This is a genomic window from Haladaptatus halobius, assembly GCF_020618475.1.
Lineage (GTDB): Archaea > Halobacteriota > Halobacteria > Halobacteriales > Haladaptataceae > Haladaptatus > Haladaptatus halobius.
This window is the reverse complement of the sequence record NZ_CP085335.1, coordinates 1,688,812-1,704,999: the sequence shown is the minus strand read 5'-3', so window position 1 is coordinate 1,704,999 and position 16,188 is coordinate 1,688,812. Positions and strand designations below refer to the sequence as shown.

Here is a 16,188-nt window from a genome sequence, read left to right as displayed (position 1 = left end):
CGACGGACTATGCTCTTGGGCCTTCGTTGGCTGGCGCTGGAAGTGAAGTACCTCGACCGTGCGCGGGAGTTCTACGAAACGTCCCTCGACCTGTCGGTTCGAGAGGCGAGCGACGAGGAAGTCGTTTTCGAAGCCGGCAACCACGCGCTCGTTCTCCGGCGACCTCACGACCCGCCTCGTGGCGGGATTCACACCCATTACGCCTTCTCGACGCCGAAGGCGCGATACGACGACTGGTACGACCGCCTCTCGGCCGACTTCGATATCGTGGAACACGACTTCGGTGGGTCCCGATCGCTGTACTTCTACGATCCGGACGGCAACTGCGTCGAGATCGGCGGTACCGAGGAAGACGGGGGCGCTATCGCGGGAATCTTCGAAATCGTGCTCGAAGTCGAGGATGTCGCGCGGGCCGAGCGCTTCTACGCCGATCTCGGGTTCGAGACGCTAGACCGGGGAGTGAACAGGCGGCGGATCCGGATGGGCGGCCCGTTCGACCTCGAACTCTGGGAACCGCACCTCGGTATCGCGGACGCTCGGGGCGGCGTCCACGTCGATATCGGTCTCTGCGCCCGCGACCCGATGGCGATTCGAAGGGAGGTCGAAGATAGCCGCGTCGAGACAGTCGGCTCAGGCGTTCGAATCCGCGACCCGGACGGACACTACCTGACCGTCGTGACCGACGATTAAACGTGGTCGTCGATAGGCGTCGCGTCCGCCCAAATCTGTTCAAACAGTCTCTCCCCCCAGCAACACGCGCGCTCCGACTCCGCGACGAACTCGGTTCGACTGTCGTACGAACCGTCGAGCGTCGGAAGCGAGAGCAACAGACTGCCGTCCATCACCCCTAGCGCGAACGACACGTCCGCCACGCGGATGTCGAGGCCCTCGTTCTCGTCCCGTTGCTCCTCGAATTCCTCGTCGTCAAGTATATCCGCGAGCACGGTCGCATCGAGGACGAGTCGTGAGTCCCAACAGCCGTCTTGAAAGGCCTCCGAGTAGCGTTCGTTGAATATCGGTGCGACGACCGCCGCTGAGTCCGTCGCCGCGAGTCGTCGTTCCACCTCGCGTTCGGCCTGCGTCGGTTGCGTGTCGGTCGCACGGACGACTGTTCCGTCGGAGAGGTCGGCGAGATAGAACCGAAACGGTACGGGGAGGGCGGTCACGTCGTGCTGTTTCCAATATTCGGTGTCTATCCGGAGGACATTCTCCGTCTCCCGTTGTCGCCGGATGAGGGTGGCGACGACCGAACCCGTTCCCGTCGGCGCCCAGCGTTTCGTTCGCGGTACGTAGATCAGTCCACAGTCATTGAGTTCGGTGAGGGCGTTGTACACCGCGGACTCGCTTGCAAGTCCGCGGTCGAGCAGTTCCTGCGTCGAGTTGCAATCGTCGGCGAGAGATAGTAACACGTCCGTGCGTGCCCCCGACCGAAGTACGTACTCGACGAACGACCGTTGTTTTTCCATGGCGGTATGAAACCCTTCTACCGTCTGGTTCTTTTTCTTATCGTTCGTCGGCGAATTTTCATCAGATTCCAAACTAAATGGAGAATTCTACCGGAGCCGTAGACCTCTACGTCTCGAAATAGAATTTTTATATGGGTTCGAGATGGTATTAACGCTTGGGCCACCCAGTGGCCCCGCTGACGTACAGTGGTGCAGTGCTCCGCCGTGACACTGTGCCCTCCTCCATCTAGCGCAGGCGTTTCTCAAAGTTCGCTCGTGTCGATTTCGAAATCGGGCGGTGAGATGATGAGAAACTTCCTGAAATGCACCAGATTACCTCCCCGCTTTTTGACGGCCGGCGCGAGGTCGGACGCGAGCTCGTTCAGGTCGCCCTCGATGGCGAGGACGAGTACGTTCCCGTGGTCGATGGCCTCGACCCGTTCTTCTATCGGTGTCGTCCCGTCAAGTACACCCAACAGGATACGCTCACCGTCGGAGAAATCCATCTCCTGCTCGGCCGACTGCAAGTCCAGGTCGAAATCCGGGTTGCTCATGGGGGGTTCCTCTCACCCCCCCGAGAAAAATCCTTGCCTTACTCCTCGTACTCGCGCTTGAACCCGCGGAACTCCGTTCGGTGCGCTTCCTCGTCGGCCAGAATCGTCACTCCGAGGTCTTCGGTGACCGGGTCGTCCGTGTCTCGCGCTGCCGAGATGAGTGAACGGTACGTTTCGATGGCGTCTTCTTCGGCTTCGAGCACGCCATCGATGACCGACAGTACGTCCGTGCTGTTCTCCGGCGGTTGGAGACTCTCCTGTCTCGCCTCGAAGTCGTACGAGGCCGGCGGGCGCTCGTCCAGTTGTTTGAGTCGCTGGCCGATCATCTCCGCGTGGCCGAGCTCCTCTTGGATGTCCGCTTCGAGACTCTCCCTCACCTCTTCGGCGCTGACGCCTTCGAGGACGACGGAGTTCGTCAGATAGTTCATCACGGTCTCGATTTCGTCGCCGTAGGCTTTCCGGAGGAGTTGGGTGACTTCTTGGTTCGTCATGCAGCTCCTAGTTCGTCGTGAATCTTCCTTATCCTTGTGGCAAACAGCTATGTCGGTCCGTTTCTCGGTGGCCGGCAAACGTCGTAAGCCACGCAAAACTTATATCTTACTACCATCTGAGTAACACAGTACGATGAGGCAGTTAAACACTCACTCGCACGCCGACGCCGCGAGCGGTGTCGCTGTCGGTTCGATTCTCATCGTAGGGGTGTGACGCCCCTACTTACCGCACTTCCGATCCGACGAATCGACATCCTACGAGAAACGAACGAACCTACCAAACAGACACACGATGACGAACGACCGACAGACGATGCGAGAGACGAACCACGCACCCCCGAACGCCGACCGCGGTACGAACTTCTCCGACCGACGACGACCGGCGACCGATGGGGGTCGAACTAACGAGACGATGGCGGACGTCGCTCACACGCCGCCACACGAAGCGCTCGGAGCGAACCGAGTGTTTGAACGCGGAAACGAAGGCCGACGCTAACGGGCGTCGAATCAGAAAAGAGCAGTGTCATGTTTTTCCTCGTCCCCCCACCGTCCTCAGCGAAGCGGTTCTCGGCCGCCGATGAGCTTCGACGTGTCTACGTGCTCGGCTCGCGCACCGCCCTTTTTCACTTCCGTGGCAGTCATACATTCGAGGCATCCGAAAACTTCGTTCTCGTTGTTTCCGAACACCCGTGCGAAATCGCGAGTCACGAACGAGCCACAGCTTCGGCATCGGTTTTCAGAGACGGTGTCGTTTCGACTGGTGATCCTGCTGTCTGTCGTTGTCATAGTGAGCCTCGGCGATACGTGTAACAAGAGCGTGGGTACTTTGTTATCCGGTCGCTGTACAGGAGAAAGCAACCCCTGTCATCACGAAAGACGGCTCTACGGAGTCGGTAACGGGTGGTTACTCGATTCGAGTGCGGAAAACGCTGATTCCACCGTGAGTCGCGTTCGGCGCGAAAATCAACCACTGGCCTATGCTTTAATGAGCTTCGCGACCATTAGTTAACGTGATGCCTAAGATAACACTCGACGAGGAGACCGTATCGCGTCTCGACAACCTCCGGGTCGAAGACGAGTCCTACGACGAGATCGTCACCGAACTCATCAACATCTACGAAGCGGAGGAACTGACGCTGTTCCACGGCGGGGACTATTCGAGCGACTGAGAGGCGATGACCGTCTCACCCGCCCAGACGCGCACTCCTTTCGTCACCGATACGTCCGTTACGTCGAACGACGTCGGGAGGAGTACGTCCGCCCGACTCCCGAACGCGATGTGGCCGAGGCGGTCGCCTCGCTCCACCGCGTCGCCGGCTTCGATGTAGGGGTGAATCCGACGAGCGAACGCGCCGGCGATGAGCGTCACGTCGTACTCCGGAAAACAGACGCGAACCTTCTCGTTCCTGTCCGACTCCTTGCTGAACGCGGGGCGGTGTGCGCCGGGTTCGTGTTCGACCGATTCGACCCGCCCGGCCAGCGGCGCGCGGTTGACGTGCACGTCGGTCACGTTCATGAACACGCCGACGCGAACCCGACCGTCCTCCTCCCGGATGACCGACACCCGCCCGTCGGCGGGCGAGAGGATTCCCTCCGCCGGTGGGCTGCGCTCCGGGTCGCGGAAGAAGAGCAGGATAGCACCCCCCAGCGCGAGGGCGGCGAGCGTGGCGACCGGCGAGAGGAACCCGACCGGCCCGGCGAGCAGGAGCGGCGGGGTGGCGTACCGCCACGCGCCGGGTGCGAGGCGCATTACTCTTGAACCGCCCTGCGGACGCGACTCCACCGGTTGTTCGCTTCCAGCCGAGTTTGCAGTTCGTCGGCGTACTCTTGGGCCAGTCGCTCGGCCGCGGCGAGTCGCTCCTCGTCGATGCCGCCGTCACCCCCACCGAGTCCGAGGGCTTCCTTGATCGAGCTGAAGACGCCCCTGCTCTCCTTTTCCGAGGATTTGCCGGCCATCGCGTTCATCTGCGATCGGATGTTCTGCATCTCGGGCATCACCTGTCGCACTTTGCTCGTGTCAGCGACGAGCTTCGCCCGTTCGTCGTCCGCGGGGTGTTCGATGTCGAACTCGACGGCGGTCATTATCAGCCCCCACTCCTGCCTGGAGAACTGCGAGTCGGCCACGCGTTGGGTGAACTCTTGGTCGACCGCCATCCTGTCTCCCACTATCATGTCCGTCCACTGCTGGCTGGTCATACTACAGACTGGCGGGGCGCGAGACTTGGTGTTTTCGTCTGCGAAAAGACCGCTCGGATACGGGTGACGAAACGTGCGCCTCGACGCTCGAACGAGGCCGCGCCCTGGGCGCAGCGACGCGGATTTCGGTCGAAGGGAGTACGAGTCGCGCTCGGGTACGCACCCGACACGACCTCGAAATCGGACGTAACGACTCCTTTCCGGAAGAAACGCTATCGGAGTCGAAAATCCGCCGATTCGCACGTTTTCTCGCTACTCGTAAGGGTACCGCTTCTGATGGCCGCAGTCGCAGGTGACGACGACGTGGTCGCCCCGCAACCGGACGCGGGCGTTCTTGCCGGGGCGGAGGTAGGCGTCGCAGGCGTCGCAGGTGAATCGCTTGAACTGGCGGGGGAGCGGGAGGCGATTTCGCTCGGCGATCCGCCTGGCAAGGCGAACGTACTCTCGTGCACGGTTGTCGTGACACTCGGCGGCGGCGCCTTTCGCAAGTATGGCGAGACGCTCTATCCGCTCTTCGGCTACTGTCATTCGGAATGGGGGGGTGGGGGGTTTCCGGGGCGAGACAGGACAAGGATAGAAGTGTTCCTGTATTGCCCCATGCGGGTCATTCTCCCGCTTCAACAAATACTTTTTGGTTGTTCAACGACCGCTTTCCGAAAGCGGTAATGGGTGGCTACACCATCACACGGCCAGTGCGCGCACTCAACTACCTCGAACTGGAATCCCGACTGCACCGGAGCGGTATCGGAACCGCCGCGAAGCACCAGCGCAAGGCGCTCGCGGGGACTGACGTGGAAGTCGTCACCTCGCCGTGGCGGGGCGGAACGGCGGTTCGCGCGCCGGCCTCGCGGGCGGTAGGGCGTCGTTTCTTCGCCGAGTTCGACGTGGCTCACTGCAATCTCATCGGGCCGGGGTCGGTGACGGTCGCTCGCCACGCGAAGCGCGTCGGGGTTCCGCTCGTCCTCCACGCGCACGTCACGCGCGAGGATTTCGCGGAGAGCTTTCGCGGTTCGACGCTCGTCGGCCCGGCGCTCGGACGCTATCTGAAGTGGTTCTACTCGCAGGCCGACCTCGTGCTCTGCCCGAGTCGGTACACGAAAGGCGTGCTCGAATCGTATCCGGTGAACGCGCCGATTCGACCGATGACGAACGGCGTGGACATCGAATCGCTAGCGGGATTCGAAGCGTTCCGCGAGGAGTACCGCGATCGCTACGACCTGGACGGGATGACTGTCTTCGCCGTCGGCAACGTCTTCGAGCGCAAAGGAGTCACGACGTTCTGCCGACTCGCGCAGGCGACCGACTTCGATTTCGCGTGGTTCGGCACGTACGACACTGGCCTACACGCCAGTTCGACGGTCAGAAAGTGGACGCGCGACCCGCCGGAGAACGTCACGTTCACCGGGTGGGTCGAGGATAAGCGCGGCGCGTTCGCGGCGGGCGACGTGTTATGCTTTCCGGCGAAGGTCGAGAATCAGGGCATCGTCGTGCTGGAGGCGATGGCCTGCGGGAAGGCGGTCGTCCTGCGAGATATCTCCGTCTTCGACGAGTTTTACACTCACGGCGAGGACTGTTTGAAATGCGAGACGGAAGCGGAGTTTAGACGTGCGTTGGAACTGCTTGACCGGAACCCCGACCTGCGCGAGCGACTCGGAGAAAACGCCCGCGAGACGGCAAGAAAACACAGTCTAGAGCGCGTCGGCGAGCGACTCGCGGAGGCGTATCGCGACCTTGCCTGAAGTCACAAGCCCTTAACACCCCCTACCCGAATCACGTGATAATGAGCCGATGGGTCGCCGCGTTCACGGATACGTACTTGCCGACGATAAACGGCGTTACCTACACGATACGGTCGTGGCGCGACTGCTGGGAGCGAAACGGGGGACGGATGGACGTGGTCTACCCCCGGTCGGACGACTACGTACCGGAGAAAGGCGAACACCCCATCGGGAGCCTCCCGTTCCCCTTCTACGACGGCTACCGACTGGGCACGCCGCGCGTTCCGAAGGCGGTTCGAGACGCCGACATCGTCCACTCTCACACGCCGTTCGCCATCGGACTCGGCGGCCTTCGGCTGGCTCGAAAGCACGACCGAGCCTTCGTGACCTCGTATCATACACCGACCGGCGAGTACGCGGATTACCTCGTCTCGAACGACGCCGTCGCCGAGTACGTCGAACGCGCGTCGGTGGCCTACGAACGCTGGTTCTTCGACCACTCGGACGCCGTGTTGACGCCGAGCGAGGCGACGAAACGACACATCGTCGAGACAGTGGGTGTCGACGCTCCGGTTCACGTCGTCTCGAACGGGGTTGATATCGAGCGATTCCATCCCGTCGAAATCGCGGCGTTCGTGCGCAAGTACGACCTCGACGTAGACCGACCGCTCGTCGGCTACACCGGCCGTCACGGGTTCGAAAAGCGCCTCTCGGAACTCGTTGCCGCGGCGGACGGGATGGACGTGACGCTCGTTCTCGGCGGCGACGGACCGGCCCGCGAATCGCTTGAAAAGCAGGCCCGCGAGAGCGACGTGGACGCGCGATTCCTCGGCTTCCTGGAGCGCGACGAGATGGCCGCATTCTACTCCGCGCTCGACGTGTTCGCGTTCCCCAGCCCGGTCGAAACGCAGGGATTGGTCGCGCTGGAGGCGAACGCCTGCGGAACCCCTGTCGTCGGCGCGAACGCCGGCGCGCTGGCGAACACCATCGTCGACGGCGAGACGGGGTACCACTTCGAGAGCGGCGATGTCGACGAGTTTCAGGACGCCGTTCGGCGCGCACTCTCAGAATCGGATCGGCTTCGGGAGGCGTGTTTGGCTCGGCGCGAAGAGATAAGCGTCGAGCGAGCGGTCGAAGCGTTGCGTCGGGTGTACGAGAGCGTCGCCTACAGTTCCACTCGCTCGACGATGTGATCGGTTCCTTCGCGGACGTTCAGGGCGACGATTCGGATGTCGTCTTCCAGCCCGGACTTGTGTAGTTTCGCCTTGAGCAGGTTGTCCACCTGATAGACGCCCGCCGCGTTCAGCATCTTGATCTCGACGAGGACCGGGACGGTGTCGCCCTGCCTGAGACTCACCTTCTTGATGGCCTGACTGGAGACGGTGTTGATGCCGCGACCGCCCTTCTCGTAGGGGATACGCGACCGACCGTGTTCCATGTCCAGCGCGTCCGCGACGCGGATCACGCCCGCCTCGGTGGTGAGCGGGTCTTCTTCAGTGTGGTGACAGAGGATGGCGTGGAGAACCTCGCCTTTCATCCGAACGGTGTTCGCGGTGTCGTAGAAGTTCGGAAGTATCCTGTCGAGCACGTCCGCGGCGAGCGGAATCGAGTAGTAGGAGTGCGAGTCCCGGTGGACGACGTGACCGATGTCGTGCAGTTTCGCGGCGAGAGCGACGATGACGCTCTCGTCTTCTTCGTCCAACCCTTGATCCGTCGCCCCGTTGAACTCAACGCCGCCGCGCTTCAGCAGGTCGTACAGGAGAAGCGCACGGTTGAGAACGATTTCGATGTGCTTCGTCCCGTGATCGTTGTACCCTTTTCGAGCGACGGCGTTGACGTTCTGGGCTTCGAGATACGTCTGAATCTCGACATCGTTTTCGACGAATTCCAGCACCTCGTTCAGCCGCTCGTCCGGAAAGGTGTGTTCTGCCTCCGGGTCGTAGGCCATCCGACCGTTTTCCGTCTCTCCTTCCGTTTCGATATCGCCCATGGTGGAATCTCTCGTTCTGACGCAAAAAGCTCTCGGGCGGCCGGATTTTCGCCCCGTTTTCCCGAACGGCGGAGCGACGGTAACGCGCCGTAGGCTGGCAAAATCCGTCGAACCGGTTCGGCCTAAATCCACGACGTAGGAATAACTACGAGCGTAACGGAGTAGGCCAACTACCATTCCGTCCTCCCGACCCCGAGATTTTTTTGCGACTTCCTTCTATTCTGGGAAGATTACTACCCTCGAAATATATTCCGAATTTATTTTGAATTTCACGACAAAACACGCGACTTCGGTAGATATTTCTCGTTAGTACGGCTCCATCGAAGTATGGAGGTCACCGTCCGACTGGACGATGGAGCACGGTTGGAACTCAAGGATGTCGGTGTTGCTGCTGAAGATGACAAAATCGCCTTCAGCATCGATGGAGTTCTTCTCAACGTCGATGATGAAACACTCGAGGCGCTCACCGGAAACACCGTGCGACCGGTCGCTATCTCGTTCGAAGTCGATGAGGAATAGTGCATGCTGTCATTCGTTCCTCGTCGGCGGTTCTGAGGTCGACCGACTTCCCGTCGTTCGCTTCCCGCTCTTGCGCTCTCACGGAACGCGTCCGTTGAACCGCGGCAACCCACGGTTTCTGCGCGCCGAAAAAGCCCATCGTCGCGGTGGGGACTTCCCGGCACACTTCGCGTGCCGGTGTTTCCATCTTCAAACCGTCTTGTTCTAATCAGCGATTTTGCCGACCTTAGAAATGCAAAAAGCCTATAATTGCCAATGGGTAACCAACTGATAGAGGATGTTCGAAATGATACCACTGTTCGGGCCGATTCCCGGCGGGATGGAGCTCGCGGTGATTCTGCTCATCGCAGTACTCCTCTTCGGTGCAAACAAGATTCCAAAACTTGCGCGCTCGACGGGCGAAGCTATGGGCGAGTTCAAGAAGGGACGACAAGAAGTCGAGAACGAACTCCGCGAGATGCAGGAGTCCGGCACCTCGTCCACAGAAACCGAGTTCGACGAATCGGAACCGAACACGGACACCGAAACCGACGACACCGCGACCGAGACGGAATCCGAAAGATAAACCATTTTTCTGACCTATTTCGTGGCGAGCGTGTGGCCTAGCGGATAGGGCGAGAGGTTCCTAACCTCTCGACCGCGGGTTCGAATCCCGCCACGCTCGTGTTCGTGACCCGCGGAATCGTTCATTCGAGCGCCCCCTCGCCACCGACGACGACCAGCGGGAGCGTGAGCGTCGTCTCTCGGAAGTGGAACTACGGCGGGGAGACCATCGTCGCGCCGTCGCCGGTTCGTTTCCAGACGCCACCGTTTTGATAAGCGATGGCCGTGTCGCCGTTTCGGTAGACGACCGCGCCGAGCGTCTGGTTCACCACTTCCATCTCGCCTCCGTCGTCGGGGTCAATCTTGACGCGCATCCACCCGTCGTCCGTGCGGGCGAGCGTCCGACCGTCGTTCTCGACGCCAAGGTTCACCTGTTGGGTATCGGTGTCGCCGATTCCGACGAGACTGGCTTTGGAGTCGAGTTGCGTCATCGCGTGTTCCGCACTGTCGAGATCGGCCGCGCTTTGAATCGTCCAACATCGACGACCCGAACGCGACGACGAGTCCCGTTCCCGCGAGCGTAACCGCGAGCAGGAGGACGATGCCCAGCGTCTCGGTCTGGGCGGGGGCAGTGGTCATGTCGCTCCTTCTTTCGTCATGTGTAATAAATATCCGCACTGATTTCGGAAAATTGTCGTGTTTTTCGGCGCTGACGCTGCGGACTTTTCGCTCGTCAATTATCGCGGATGAACTGTTTCTCCGAAATGGCTTGCGCATAAAGGCACAACTAGTACCCTCGTCGCAGACGGTCATCGATTATGGCTCGTACTTCGACGCTCGTCGTGCTCGTCGGTGTCGTATTGTTCTTCATCCCGGAGCCGATAACGTCCGGACTCGCCGTTCTCGTCATTCTGGCGGGCGTGGCGATGCGTCTACTCGCCGGCTCGTAAGTAGGGATTTGGGCGGTTCGCACTCCCGGAAGCCCCCCGTCTTCGAAATCAAAATGGCAGAAAGTTGATATTTCTCCTCGACGAAACGTCGCTCTGTTCGAATCCAACGGCGAGTTCGTCACCGCCCTACGGTCACATCTCGGCTCCGCGTTACAGGCGGTCGCGGACTCCCGAGATGAGGGCTACGAACTGCTCTACGTGCGAGACGACGTCGCTGGCAAGTTTCGGTCGGAGGACTTCGACCGGATTCATCGCGAGTCGCTTCTCGCCGGTCGGGAGCGCGAGAACGCAGAGAACGCGTTCCGGATGGGGAACCTGAACTTCGCCATCTACACCTTCGACGTGGGTGTTGTGTTGCAGTTCGCCGAGGGAGAACAGACGTTGTTCGTCGTGTTCGACGACGCGGACGTGGAGTTGCTTCGAGTCGTCGAGGTGAATTCGAACTGGATTCGGTCGAGCGTGTGATCCGTGCGCTCGGAGCCGAACGAATGAATGCTATAACTTAACCGTGGTTACGGCGAATTTCGATCGTGAGTGATGAATCCGGGCGACGGAACCTCCGCATGCCTAACGACGACGAACTGTTTGCTGTCGTGACCGATATGCTCGGGAAGAACCGAGTTCGGCTCCGGTGTAGCGACGGTAAGGAACGAATGGGTCGCATCCCCGGACGAATGCGAAAGCGCATCTGGATTCGAGAGGACGACGTGGTCCTCGCGGAACCGTGGGACTGGCAGGACGAGAAGGCCGAAGTGACGTGGCGCTACACCGGACAGGACGCCGACCAACTCCGGCGCGAAGGCCACATCGAATGAGACGAGAATCGAGCCGCTAATTCGAGCGACTGATCAGGGACGATGGCTTCTTCGGAGTGACGGCGAATCGACGGGAGACATATCTCCCGTCGATTCGTTTCCTTCGAATCGCGGTCATCGACTTCCCGACTCCCCGACGCGCCGAACCACGACTCCGTAGAACGGTTTGCGCGCACAGTATCCGCTCGGGGCGTCGTCGCAGACGAAGATGTTGGCGATGCGGTACGTGCCCCGCGGAAGTCGCTTTCGAGTCGCCCACGCGATACCTTCGCGCCTGCGCTGGTCGCGTTGGAGGTCGGCGAACAGGTAGCGGTAGATCAGCGTCTCCTCCTCGAAGCAGGTCGGCTTCGCCGGGGCGAAGGTTCCCTCGACTCGCCGGAGGTCGATCCTGTCGTTCACGTCCGGCGTGGGGTCGTCCTCGGCGGTGATGTCGCAGGAGTAGAGGAGCCGGGCTGGGCCGTCGGTCTCGTCGGCGGATTCGCTCGAAGGCGATTCGGCTGCGGTCGTTCCAACGGTCGCGAGGACGGTTCCAGCGGCGATGCGGCGGAGCAGGGTGCGTCTCGTTTGTTTGCTCATTGTTATCACTACTCATTCTGGTTCGTCGGGGGTACTACGGAGGAGTGATTAGGTGTTTCGGCGGTCGCAAGTTCGCTGACTCAAGCGAAACGAAGTGAAAAGGAGTGGACTCAGTGGGTTTTCAATCTCTCTTTTGGTGTTCCATCTCATACACCACGACCTGTCGACATCTTGCTCCTCAAACCGATAATCGAGGTCATCAACTAATTCCAGATACTCCCATTCCCCGTCACCGGAATCCTGATAGAAAAAGTGAATTAGGGTCCCCGAAGATACACTGAGTTCTCCGGAGAAGATTCACTCTGGTCTCCTGAGAGACCTTTTCGGCACTTTCCAATATAAACACCCCTGCGCCGTCTACGGAATGTGAAAAATGCGCGAAGCGCAGTGGACTCGCCGGGATTTGAACCCGGGGCCTCTCCCATGCCAAGGGAGTGATCTACCACTGATCTACGAGCCCGCGTCTGCAGTCAGTTCTTCCCTGCGACCATTGATAAACCTCTCGAAATCCGCGCACCCCCGCCGGAGCGTGTCATACTCGGTCGGCAACCGACGCACCCAACACCGGAATGGAAACCCTTTAACCGCTGAGAAGGGAATCAGGCGTTAGGGAACGGCACAGCCGCAAATCCGACTCGTCGCGGACGTACTGTAACGCGACTTGGGATTGCGGACGTGCAACGTGACTCTCGTCACGACTGGCGGAACCCACCGCCAGCACTCTAGCGGCTCGTGCAGTTCCTATCCTCGAACAATGGCACGAATGCACACCCGACGCCGCGGCTCGTCCGGTTCCGACCGGCCCGTGGCAGACGAACCACCGGAGTGGAGCGACGTAGAAGCGGGCGACGTGGAAGACCGCGTCGTCGAACTCGCGGAGCAAGGATACAGCCCCAGCCAGATCGGGCTGAAGCTCCGCGACGAAGGCGTGACCGGCACGCCCGTCCCCGACGTGAAGTTGGTCACCGACAAGAAAATGACCGAGATTCTGGAGGAGAACGACGCGGGGCCCGACGTACCCGAAGACCTCGAGAATCTGATGGAGCGCGCCGTGCGCCTCCGCGAACACGTCGACGAAAACCCGCAGGACAAGCAGAACAAACGCGCCCTGCAGAACACCGAGTCGAAAGTTCGCCGCCTCGTAAACTACTACCGCGGCAACGAACTCGACGAGGACTTCACGTACACCTACGACGTAGCGAAAGGACTCCTCGAATAGATGTCAACGTCCGGTCGAACCGCTTCCGAGGACGCCTCCACCGCGAGCGAGGTCGCCGCGGCGCTCCGCGACGTCGACTTCGTCCGAATCGTCGCGCAGGCCGACGGCGACGCCCTAGCGGCTAGCGGCGTCCTCGCACGCGCGTGCACGGACGTCGGAGTCCCGTTTCAGGTGAGCTCCACGCGCTTCCCTACTCACCACGCCGAGAGCCGCGACGACAAATCGGTCGTCGTGACCGTCGGTACAACCGGTGGCGACGTGTCGCTCCTCGGGCGGTCGGCCAGCGTCGCGGCCTACGAGGCCGCGGACGAACTCGGCGGATCGCCGGATCCGGTGCTAGCACTCGCTGGCGTCGTGGCCGCCGGCGTCCTGCCGGGCGACGACGAGAGCGCGCACCTGCTAGACGCCGCGGGCGACCGACTCGTGCGCAGATCCGGCGTTGCGACGCCCACGAACGACCTCGCGGACGGGCTGGCACACTCGACGCTGGTTCACGCGGGATTCTCCGGCAACTTGGAGGCGGTGCAGGCCAAACTCGCGGAGCTGGGTCTGCCGGTCGACCTCGACGACGACGCGCATCGACGGGTCGCCTCGCTCGTCGCGCTCTCGGTCGCGGGGCCGGAGGGCGCGACGCCGCGAGCGAGCGACGCCGTGGAGCGCGCGCTTCGCCCCTACGAACTCGCGGACGGGCCGTTTGCGACGCTTGGCGGCTACGCCGACGTACTCGAGGCGGTCGCGCGAGAACTGCCCGGGACGGGCGTCGCGCTGGCGCTCGGACACGACGCTCGCGCGCCCGTACTCGACGCGTGGCGTGACCACGCGAGCGCGGCGCACGCGGTGCTTCACGAAGCGACGACGGGACGGTACGACGGCCTGTTCGTCGCCCGAACGAACGACGCGCCGGTCGAGACGGCGGCCCGACTCCTCGGCGACTTTCGGTCGCCGGAGCCGATCGCGCTCGTCGTCACGGACGCCGAAGCCGCCGCGGTTTCGGTGGACGACCGCGAACCGGACGACCCCGAAGCGGGCGTCATCGGACTGGGCAACGCGATGCGGCAGGCAGCGTCTGCGGTCGGCGGCGACGGAACGGGAAGTGCACGCCGCGGGTACGCGCGGTTCGACGCGGACGCGAAGGAATTCCTCTCGGCGTTCCGGGAGGCGCTATGAGACGAGCGACGATTCGCACAAAACTGGAAGACGCCGACGTTATCGCGGCGTCGGTCGCGCCGGACAACACGCCCGAAATCGAGACGAGTGTGGAGGACGGCGCGGTCGTGACGACGATAGAACGCGAGACGTCTGGCGGGCTCCAGTCCACCGTGGACGATTACGTCGTGAACCTCTCGGTGGCGGAACAGGTAGTACGAACGGCGCAGAAGGCACAGACAACCCGGACAGCACAGATAGCGAACGACGACACCAACACGAACCATGAGTGAACGATCAGTCTCGAAGAAGTCACAGCAAAAGCGGTGGTACACCGTCCACGCTCCCGAGCAGTTCGACCGAGCGGAGCTTGGAACGACCCCCGCCGACGAACCGAATCAGGTGCTCGGTCGCACCATCGAAACGACGCTCGGCGAGTTGACGAACAACGCCAGCGAGAACAACACGAAACTCACCTTCAAGATCAGCGACGTGGGAAGCGACGCGGCCTACACCGAGTTCGTCAAGCACGAACTCACCCGCGACTACCTGCGTAGCCTCGTGCGACGCGGCGCCTCGAAGATCGAGGCGTACGTCACGGTGCTGACGGCGGACGACCACCGCGTCCAGATTCAGCCCGTCGCGTTCACGACAAAGAAGGCGGATCACAGCCAAGAGAAGGCCGTCCGCCGGACGATGATCGACCTCGTCAAGGAGGCCGCGCGAGACCGCACCTTCGACGACCTCATCGACAGCGTCGTCGAAGGTCGCCTCTCCAGCGCGATCTACGGCGAGGCGAAGACCATCTACCCGCTTCGCCGGGTGGAGATCCAGAAGGCGACGTTGGAAGCCCACCCCGAGGAGGTCGCGGAAGAAGAAGAGACCTCCGTGGACGTGGAAGAAGAAGACGTGGAAGTCTAAACGAAACGTTTCCTTTTCGCAGCCAGTGGTTCCGAAACGTAGTTTCTCGCGGAGTCACTACTCCGTGACGACGACGGTGCCCGACATGCCCGCCGCCTCGTGGGGGATACAGAAGTAGGAGTAGCTCCCTGGCACCTCGAACGTGTGTTCGAAGGTCGTGTTCGGGTTGATGGTACCTTTCCCCTTCTGCCACGCTTTGCGGGCCGCCTGCTCGGAGTCGAAGCCGCCGGACGCGAAGTACTCGGCCTCGTTCGGGATGCCGTCCTCGTACGCCGTCACGCTGTGTCTCCGCATGTCGGTGTTCGTCCAGACGACGGGCACTCCGGTTTTCACTTCGAACTTCCGCGGATTGAAGGACCTCGACCCCATCGAGATGTCGCCCTCCGGGGCGTTTGACCCGGTGTTCAGCAGGCCTGTACACCCCGACACCGTCGCGGACGCCGCGCCGACGACCCCGGCCAGAAACGCTCGGCGGTTCATATCCGGGGGTCGGGTCGCCGAGGGTATATGTCTCTCGAAACGCGGTTCGCGCGGAACCGAAATCTCCAACTCGACTGATTTGGAGATGTCGTCGCTTCGTCGATTCGATGAGATGTATCCTCGATTCGATAAAACGGGATTCCGGTTTCGGTCGATTCGGTATTGATGAACTCGTCGTTTGCTAGCGCTAGGGCAAAATACCGCACTGCCTGCGGGCAGTCTAGCACGGTCGGCCAGACTGCCCTTACCGCAGGTGTCCACCACTCTGCCCAGCCAGCGGGGAGTGTGCTCGGTGTGCGTTCCACGCGCCCCTCGCACGATGTCTGCTGGCGCATCCTTGGGGCAGAATTCGATCAGCCACCGGAAGCGGCAGGCCGACCAGCAGATTCGTAGTGGCAGGCCGATTTGTCGATTCGTAGCAGCCTGCCGATCTTTTCCCAGAGGTTGCGCCAGCGTGCGGCACGCGAGCACCGAACGAACGTGAGGGGCGAGTGTATCCCCACGCTGGCGGGGAGGGTTGGGGACACCTGCGGTGCGGTCGCGGTATTTTGCCCTAGCGACTCCTGCGGTTGCAGTGCGGTTGGGTATCGACCCTAGCGATTCGTCGGTATTGGCCCTCGAAGTT

General features: G+C 61.6%; 27 protein-coding genes and 2 tRNA genes. 16 read left to right on the top strand and 13 right to left on the bottom strand.

Annotated elements, in window-relative coordinates:
* Positions 1-9 precede the first annotated feature (9 nt).
* Complete coding sequence (locus tag LIW51_RS09850; RefSeq protein ID WP_227373938.1) at positions 10-690, top strand: VOC family protein; 681 nt, start codon at positions 10-12, stop codon at positions 688-690.
* Here LIW51_RS09850 and LIW51_RS09845 read toward each other — a convergent pair.
* The 3 genes from LIW51_RS09845 to LIW51_RS09835 all read right to left on the bottom strand — a co-directional run bounded on the left by LIW51_RS09845 (position 687) and on the right by LIW51_RS09835 (position 2,490).
* Positions 687-1,466 carry a helix-turn-helix transcriptional regulator gene (locus LIW51_RS09845; protein ID WP_227373936.1) on the bottom strand — a complete coding sequence of 260 codons (780 nt, stop codon included), beginning with the start codon at positions 1,464-1,466 and terminating at the stop codon, positions 687-689. The genes LIW51_RS09850 and LIW51_RS09845 overlap by 4 nt on opposite strands.
* A 242-nt stretch (positions 1,467-1,708) precedes the next feature.
* Positions 1,709-1,999 (bottom strand): DUF5779 family protein, encoded by a 291-nt coding sequence (locus LIW51_RS09840; RefSeq protein ID WP_227373934.1) that lies wholly within the window; start codon positions 1,997-1,999, stop codon positions 1,709-1,711.
* 38 nt (positions 2,000-2,037) lie between these two features.
* Complete coding sequence (locus LIW51_RS09835) at positions 2,038-2,490, bottom strand: ferritin-like domain-containing protein (RefSeq protein ID WP_227373932.1); 453 nt, start codon at positions 2,488-2,490, stop codon at positions 2,038-2,040.
* A 292-nt stretch (positions 2,491-2,782) separates the two neighbouring features.
* On the opposite strand from LIW51_RS09835, the gene LIW51_RS09830 reads away from it, so the two are divergent.
* Positions 2,783-2,986, top strand: a complete 204-nt coding sequence (locus LIW51_RS09830) for a DUF7989 family protein (RefSeq protein ID WP_227373930.1) — start codon at positions 2,783-2,785, stop codon at positions 2,984-2,986.
* 56 nt (positions 2,987-3,042) lie between these two features.
* On the opposite strand, the gene LIW51_RS09825 is transcribed toward LIW51_RS09830, so the two are convergent.
* Positions 3,043-3,276: a DUF7563 family protein gene (locus tag LIW51_RS09825; RefSeq protein ID WP_227354163.1), complete on the bottom strand. Its 234-nt coding sequence runs from the start codon at positions 3,274-3,276 to the stop codon at positions 3,043-3,045.
* A 227-nt stretch (positions 3,277-3,503) separates the two neighbouring features.
* Here LIW51_RS09825 and LIW51_RS09820 point away from each other — a divergent pair, with 227 nt between their 5' ends.
* Positions 3,504-3,659 carry a DUF7557 family protein gene (locus tag LIW51_RS09820; RefSeq protein ID WP_227373929.1) on the top strand — a complete coding sequence of 52 codons (156 nt, stop codon included), beginning with the start codon at positions 3,504-3,506 and terminating at the stop codon, positions 3,657-3,659.
* On the opposite strand, the gene LIW51_RS09815 is transcribed toward LIW51_RS09820, so the two are convergent.
* Positions 3,644-4,240 carry a protein sorting system archaetidylserine decarboxylase gene (locus LIW51_RS09815; protein WP_227373927.1) on the bottom strand — a complete coding sequence of 199 codons (597 nt, stop codon included), beginning with the start codon at positions 4,238-4,240 and terminating at the stop codon, positions 3,644-3,646. The genes LIW51_RS09820 and LIW51_RS09815 overlap by 16 nt on opposite strands.
* Positions 4,240-4,686, bottom strand: coding sequence for a DUF5799 family protein (locus LIW51_RS09810; RefSeq protein WP_227373926.1), 447 nt, complete (start codon positions 4,684-4,686; stop codon positions 4,240-4,242). Before LIW51_RS09810 ends, LIW51_RS09815 begins: the two co-directional genes overlap by 1 nt.
* 63 nt (positions 4,687-4,749) lie before the next feature.
* Between LIW51_RS09810 and LIW51_RS39900 the strand changes: the two genes are divergently transcribed.
* Genes LIW51_RS39900 through LIW51_RS09795 form a run of 3 tightly spaced genes read left to right on the top strand, consistent with a single transcriptional unit; the run spans position 4,750 to position 7,597 of the window.
* Positions 4,750-5,352 carry a hypothetical protein gene (locus LIW51_RS39900; protein ID WP_438267337.1) on the top strand — a complete coding sequence of 201 codons (603 nt, stop codon included), beginning with the start codon at positions 4,750-4,752 and terminating at the stop codon, positions 5,350-5,352.
* 26 nt (positions 5,353-5,378) lie between these two features.
* Positions 5,379-6,425 carry a glycosyltransferase family 4 protein gene (locus LIW51_RS09800; RefSeq protein WP_227376780.1) on the top strand — a complete coding sequence of 349 codons (1,047 nt, stop codon included), beginning with the start codon at positions 5,379-5,381 and terminating at the stop codon, positions 6,423-6,425.
* A gap of 41 nt (positions 6,426-6,466) precedes the next feature.
* Positions 6,467-7,597 carry a glycosyltransferase gene (locus LIW51_RS09795; protein WP_227373923.1) on the top strand — a complete coding sequence of 377 codons (1,131 nt, stop codon included), beginning with the start codon at positions 6,467-6,469 and terminating at the stop codon, positions 7,595-7,597.
* On the opposite strand, the gene LIW51_RS09790 is transcribed toward LIW51_RS09795, so the two are convergent.
* The gene (locus LIW51_RS09790) at positions 7,570-8,352 is read right to left on the bottom strand and encodes an HD domain-containing protein (protein WP_438267370.1); all 783 of its coding nucleotides are present in this window, start codon (positions 8,350-8,352) and stop codon (positions 7,570-7,572) included. The genes LIW51_RS09795 and LIW51_RS09790 overlap by 28 nt on opposite strands.
* 369 nt (positions 8,353-8,721) lie before the next feature.
* Between LIW51_RS09790 and LIW51_RS09785 the strand changes: the two genes are divergently transcribed.
* Positions 8,722-8,913 (top strand): hypothetical protein, encoded by a 192-nt coding sequence (locus LIW51_RS09785; protein WP_227373921.1) that lies wholly within the window; start codon positions 8,722-8,724, stop codon positions 8,911-8,913.
* Here LIW51_RS09785 and LIW51_RS09780 read toward each other — a convergent pair.
* Positions 8,885-9,100, bottom strand: a complete 216-nt coding sequence (locus tag LIW51_RS09780) for a hypothetical protein (RefSeq protein ID WP_227373919.1) — start codon at positions 9,098-9,100, stop codon at positions 8,885-8,887. The genes LIW51_RS09785 and LIW51_RS09780 overlap by 29 nt on opposite strands.
* A gap of 99 nt (positions 9,101-9,199) precedes the next feature.
* On the opposite strand from LIW51_RS09780, the gene LIW51_RS09775 reads away from it, so the two are divergent.
* Both LIW51_RS09775 and LIW51_RS09770 read left to right on the top strand, forming a co-directional pair.
* Positions 9,200-9,478 carry a Sec-independent protein translocase subunit TatA/TatB gene (locus LIW51_RS09775; RefSeq protein ID WP_368411733.1) on the top strand — a complete coding sequence of 93 codons (279 nt, stop codon included), beginning with the start codon at positions 9,200-9,202 and terminating at the stop codon, positions 9,476-9,478.
* Between the two features lie 26 nt (positions 9,479-9,504).
* A tRNA-Arg gene (locus LIW51_RS09770) sits at positions 9,505-9,577 on the top strand.
* A 91-nt stretch (positions 9,578-9,668) separates the two neighbouring features.
* Here the strand turns inward: LIW51_RS09770 and LIW51_RS09765 are convergent.
* Positions 9,669-9,986: a DUF7289 family protein gene (locus LIW51_RS09765; RefSeq protein ID WP_438267369.1), complete on the bottom strand. Its 318-nt coding sequence runs from the start codon at positions 9,984-9,986 to the stop codon at positions 9,669-9,671.
* A gap of 288 nt (positions 9,987-10,274) precedes the next feature.
* On the opposite strand from LIW51_RS09765, the gene LIW51_RS09760 reads away from it, so the two are divergent.
* The 3 genes from LIW51_RS09760 (at position 10,275) to eif1A (ending at position 11,221) form a co-directional block, all read left to right on the top strand.
* On the top strand, positions 10,275-10,406 hold the full coding sequence (locus tag LIW51_RS09760) for a transporter (RefSeq protein WP_227373915.1): 132 nt from the start codon (positions 10,275-10,277) through the stop codon (positions 10,404-10,406).
* Positions 10,407-10,412: 6 nt separating this feature from the next.
* Complete coding sequence (locus LIW51_RS40415) at positions 10,413-10,871, top strand: DUF7522 family protein (protein ID WP_497007391.1); 459 nt, start codon at positions 10,413-10,415, stop codon at positions 10,869-10,871.
* Between the two features lie 65 nt (positions 10,872-10,936).
* Positions 10,937-11,221, top strand: coding sequence for a translation initiation factor eIF-1A (gene eif1A / locus LIW51_RS09750; RefSeq protein WP_227373911.1), 285 nt, complete (start codon positions 10,937-10,939; stop codon positions 11,219-11,221).
* 114 nt (positions 11,222-11,335) lie between these two features.
* On the opposite strand, the gene LIW51_RS09745 is transcribed toward eif1A, so the two are convergent.
* A complete protein-coding gene (locus LIW51_RS09745) occupies positions 11,336-11,797 on the bottom strand; it encodes a hypothetical protein (protein WP_227373910.1) in 462 nt (153 codons plus the stop codon).
* Between the two features lie 388 nt (positions 11,798-12,185).
* Positions 12,186-12,257 (bottom strand) — tRNA-Ala (locus LIW51_RS09740).
* Positions 12,258-12,551: 294 nt separating this feature from the next.
* On the opposite strand from LIW51_RS09740, the gene LIW51_RS09735 reads away from it, so the two are divergent.
* Genes LIW51_RS09735 through LIW51_RS09720 form a run of 4 tightly spaced genes read left to right on the top strand, consistent with a single transcriptional unit; the run spans position 12,552 to position 15,083 of the window.
* Positions 12,552-13,016, top strand: coding sequence for a 30S ribosomal protein S15 (locus tag LIW51_RS09735; RefSeq protein WP_227373908.1), 465 nt, complete (start codon positions 12,552-12,554; stop codon positions 13,014-13,016).
* Positions 13,017-14,183, top strand: a complete 1,167-nt coding sequence (locus tag LIW51_RS09730) for an exonuclease RecJ (RefSeq protein ID WP_227373907.1) — start codon at positions 13,017-13,019, stop codon at positions 14,181-14,183. It abuts the gene before it with no gap.
* On the top strand, positions 14,180-14,455 hold the full coding sequence (locus LIW51_RS09725) for a KEOPS complex subunit Pcc1 (RefSeq protein ID WP_227373903.1): 276 nt from the start codon (positions 14,180-14,182) through the stop codon (positions 14,453-14,455). Before LIW51_RS09730 ends, LIW51_RS09725 begins: the two co-directional genes overlap by 4 nt.
* Positions 14,448-15,083 carry a 30S ribosomal protein S3ae gene (locus LIW51_RS09720; RefSeq protein ID WP_227373902.1) on the top strand — a complete coding sequence of 212 codons (636 nt, stop codon included), beginning with the start codon at positions 14,448-14,450 and terminating at the stop codon, positions 15,081-15,083. The genes LIW51_RS09725 and LIW51_RS09720 overlap by 8 nt, the downstream gene beginning before the upstream one ends.
* 57 nt (positions 15,084-15,140) lie before the next feature.
* Here the strand turns inward: LIW51_RS09720 and LIW51_RS09715 are convergent, their stop codons facing one another.
* Together LIW51_RS09715 and LIW51_RS09710 are read right to left on the bottom strand one after the other, a co-directional pair.
* Entirely contained in the window at positions 15,141-15,563 is a 423-nt protein-coding gene (locus tag LIW51_RS09715; RefSeq protein ID WP_227373901.1) for a plastocyanin/azurin family copper-binding protein, read from the bottom strand.
* Positions 15,560-15,868, bottom strand: coding sequence for a hypothetical protein (locus LIW51_RS09710; RefSeq protein ID WP_227373900.1), 309 nt, complete (start codon positions 15,866-15,868; stop codon positions 15,560-15,562). Before LIW51_RS09710 ends, LIW51_RS09715 begins: the two co-directional genes overlap by 4 nt.
* Between the last annotated feature and the right edge of the window lie 320 nt (positions 15,869-16,188).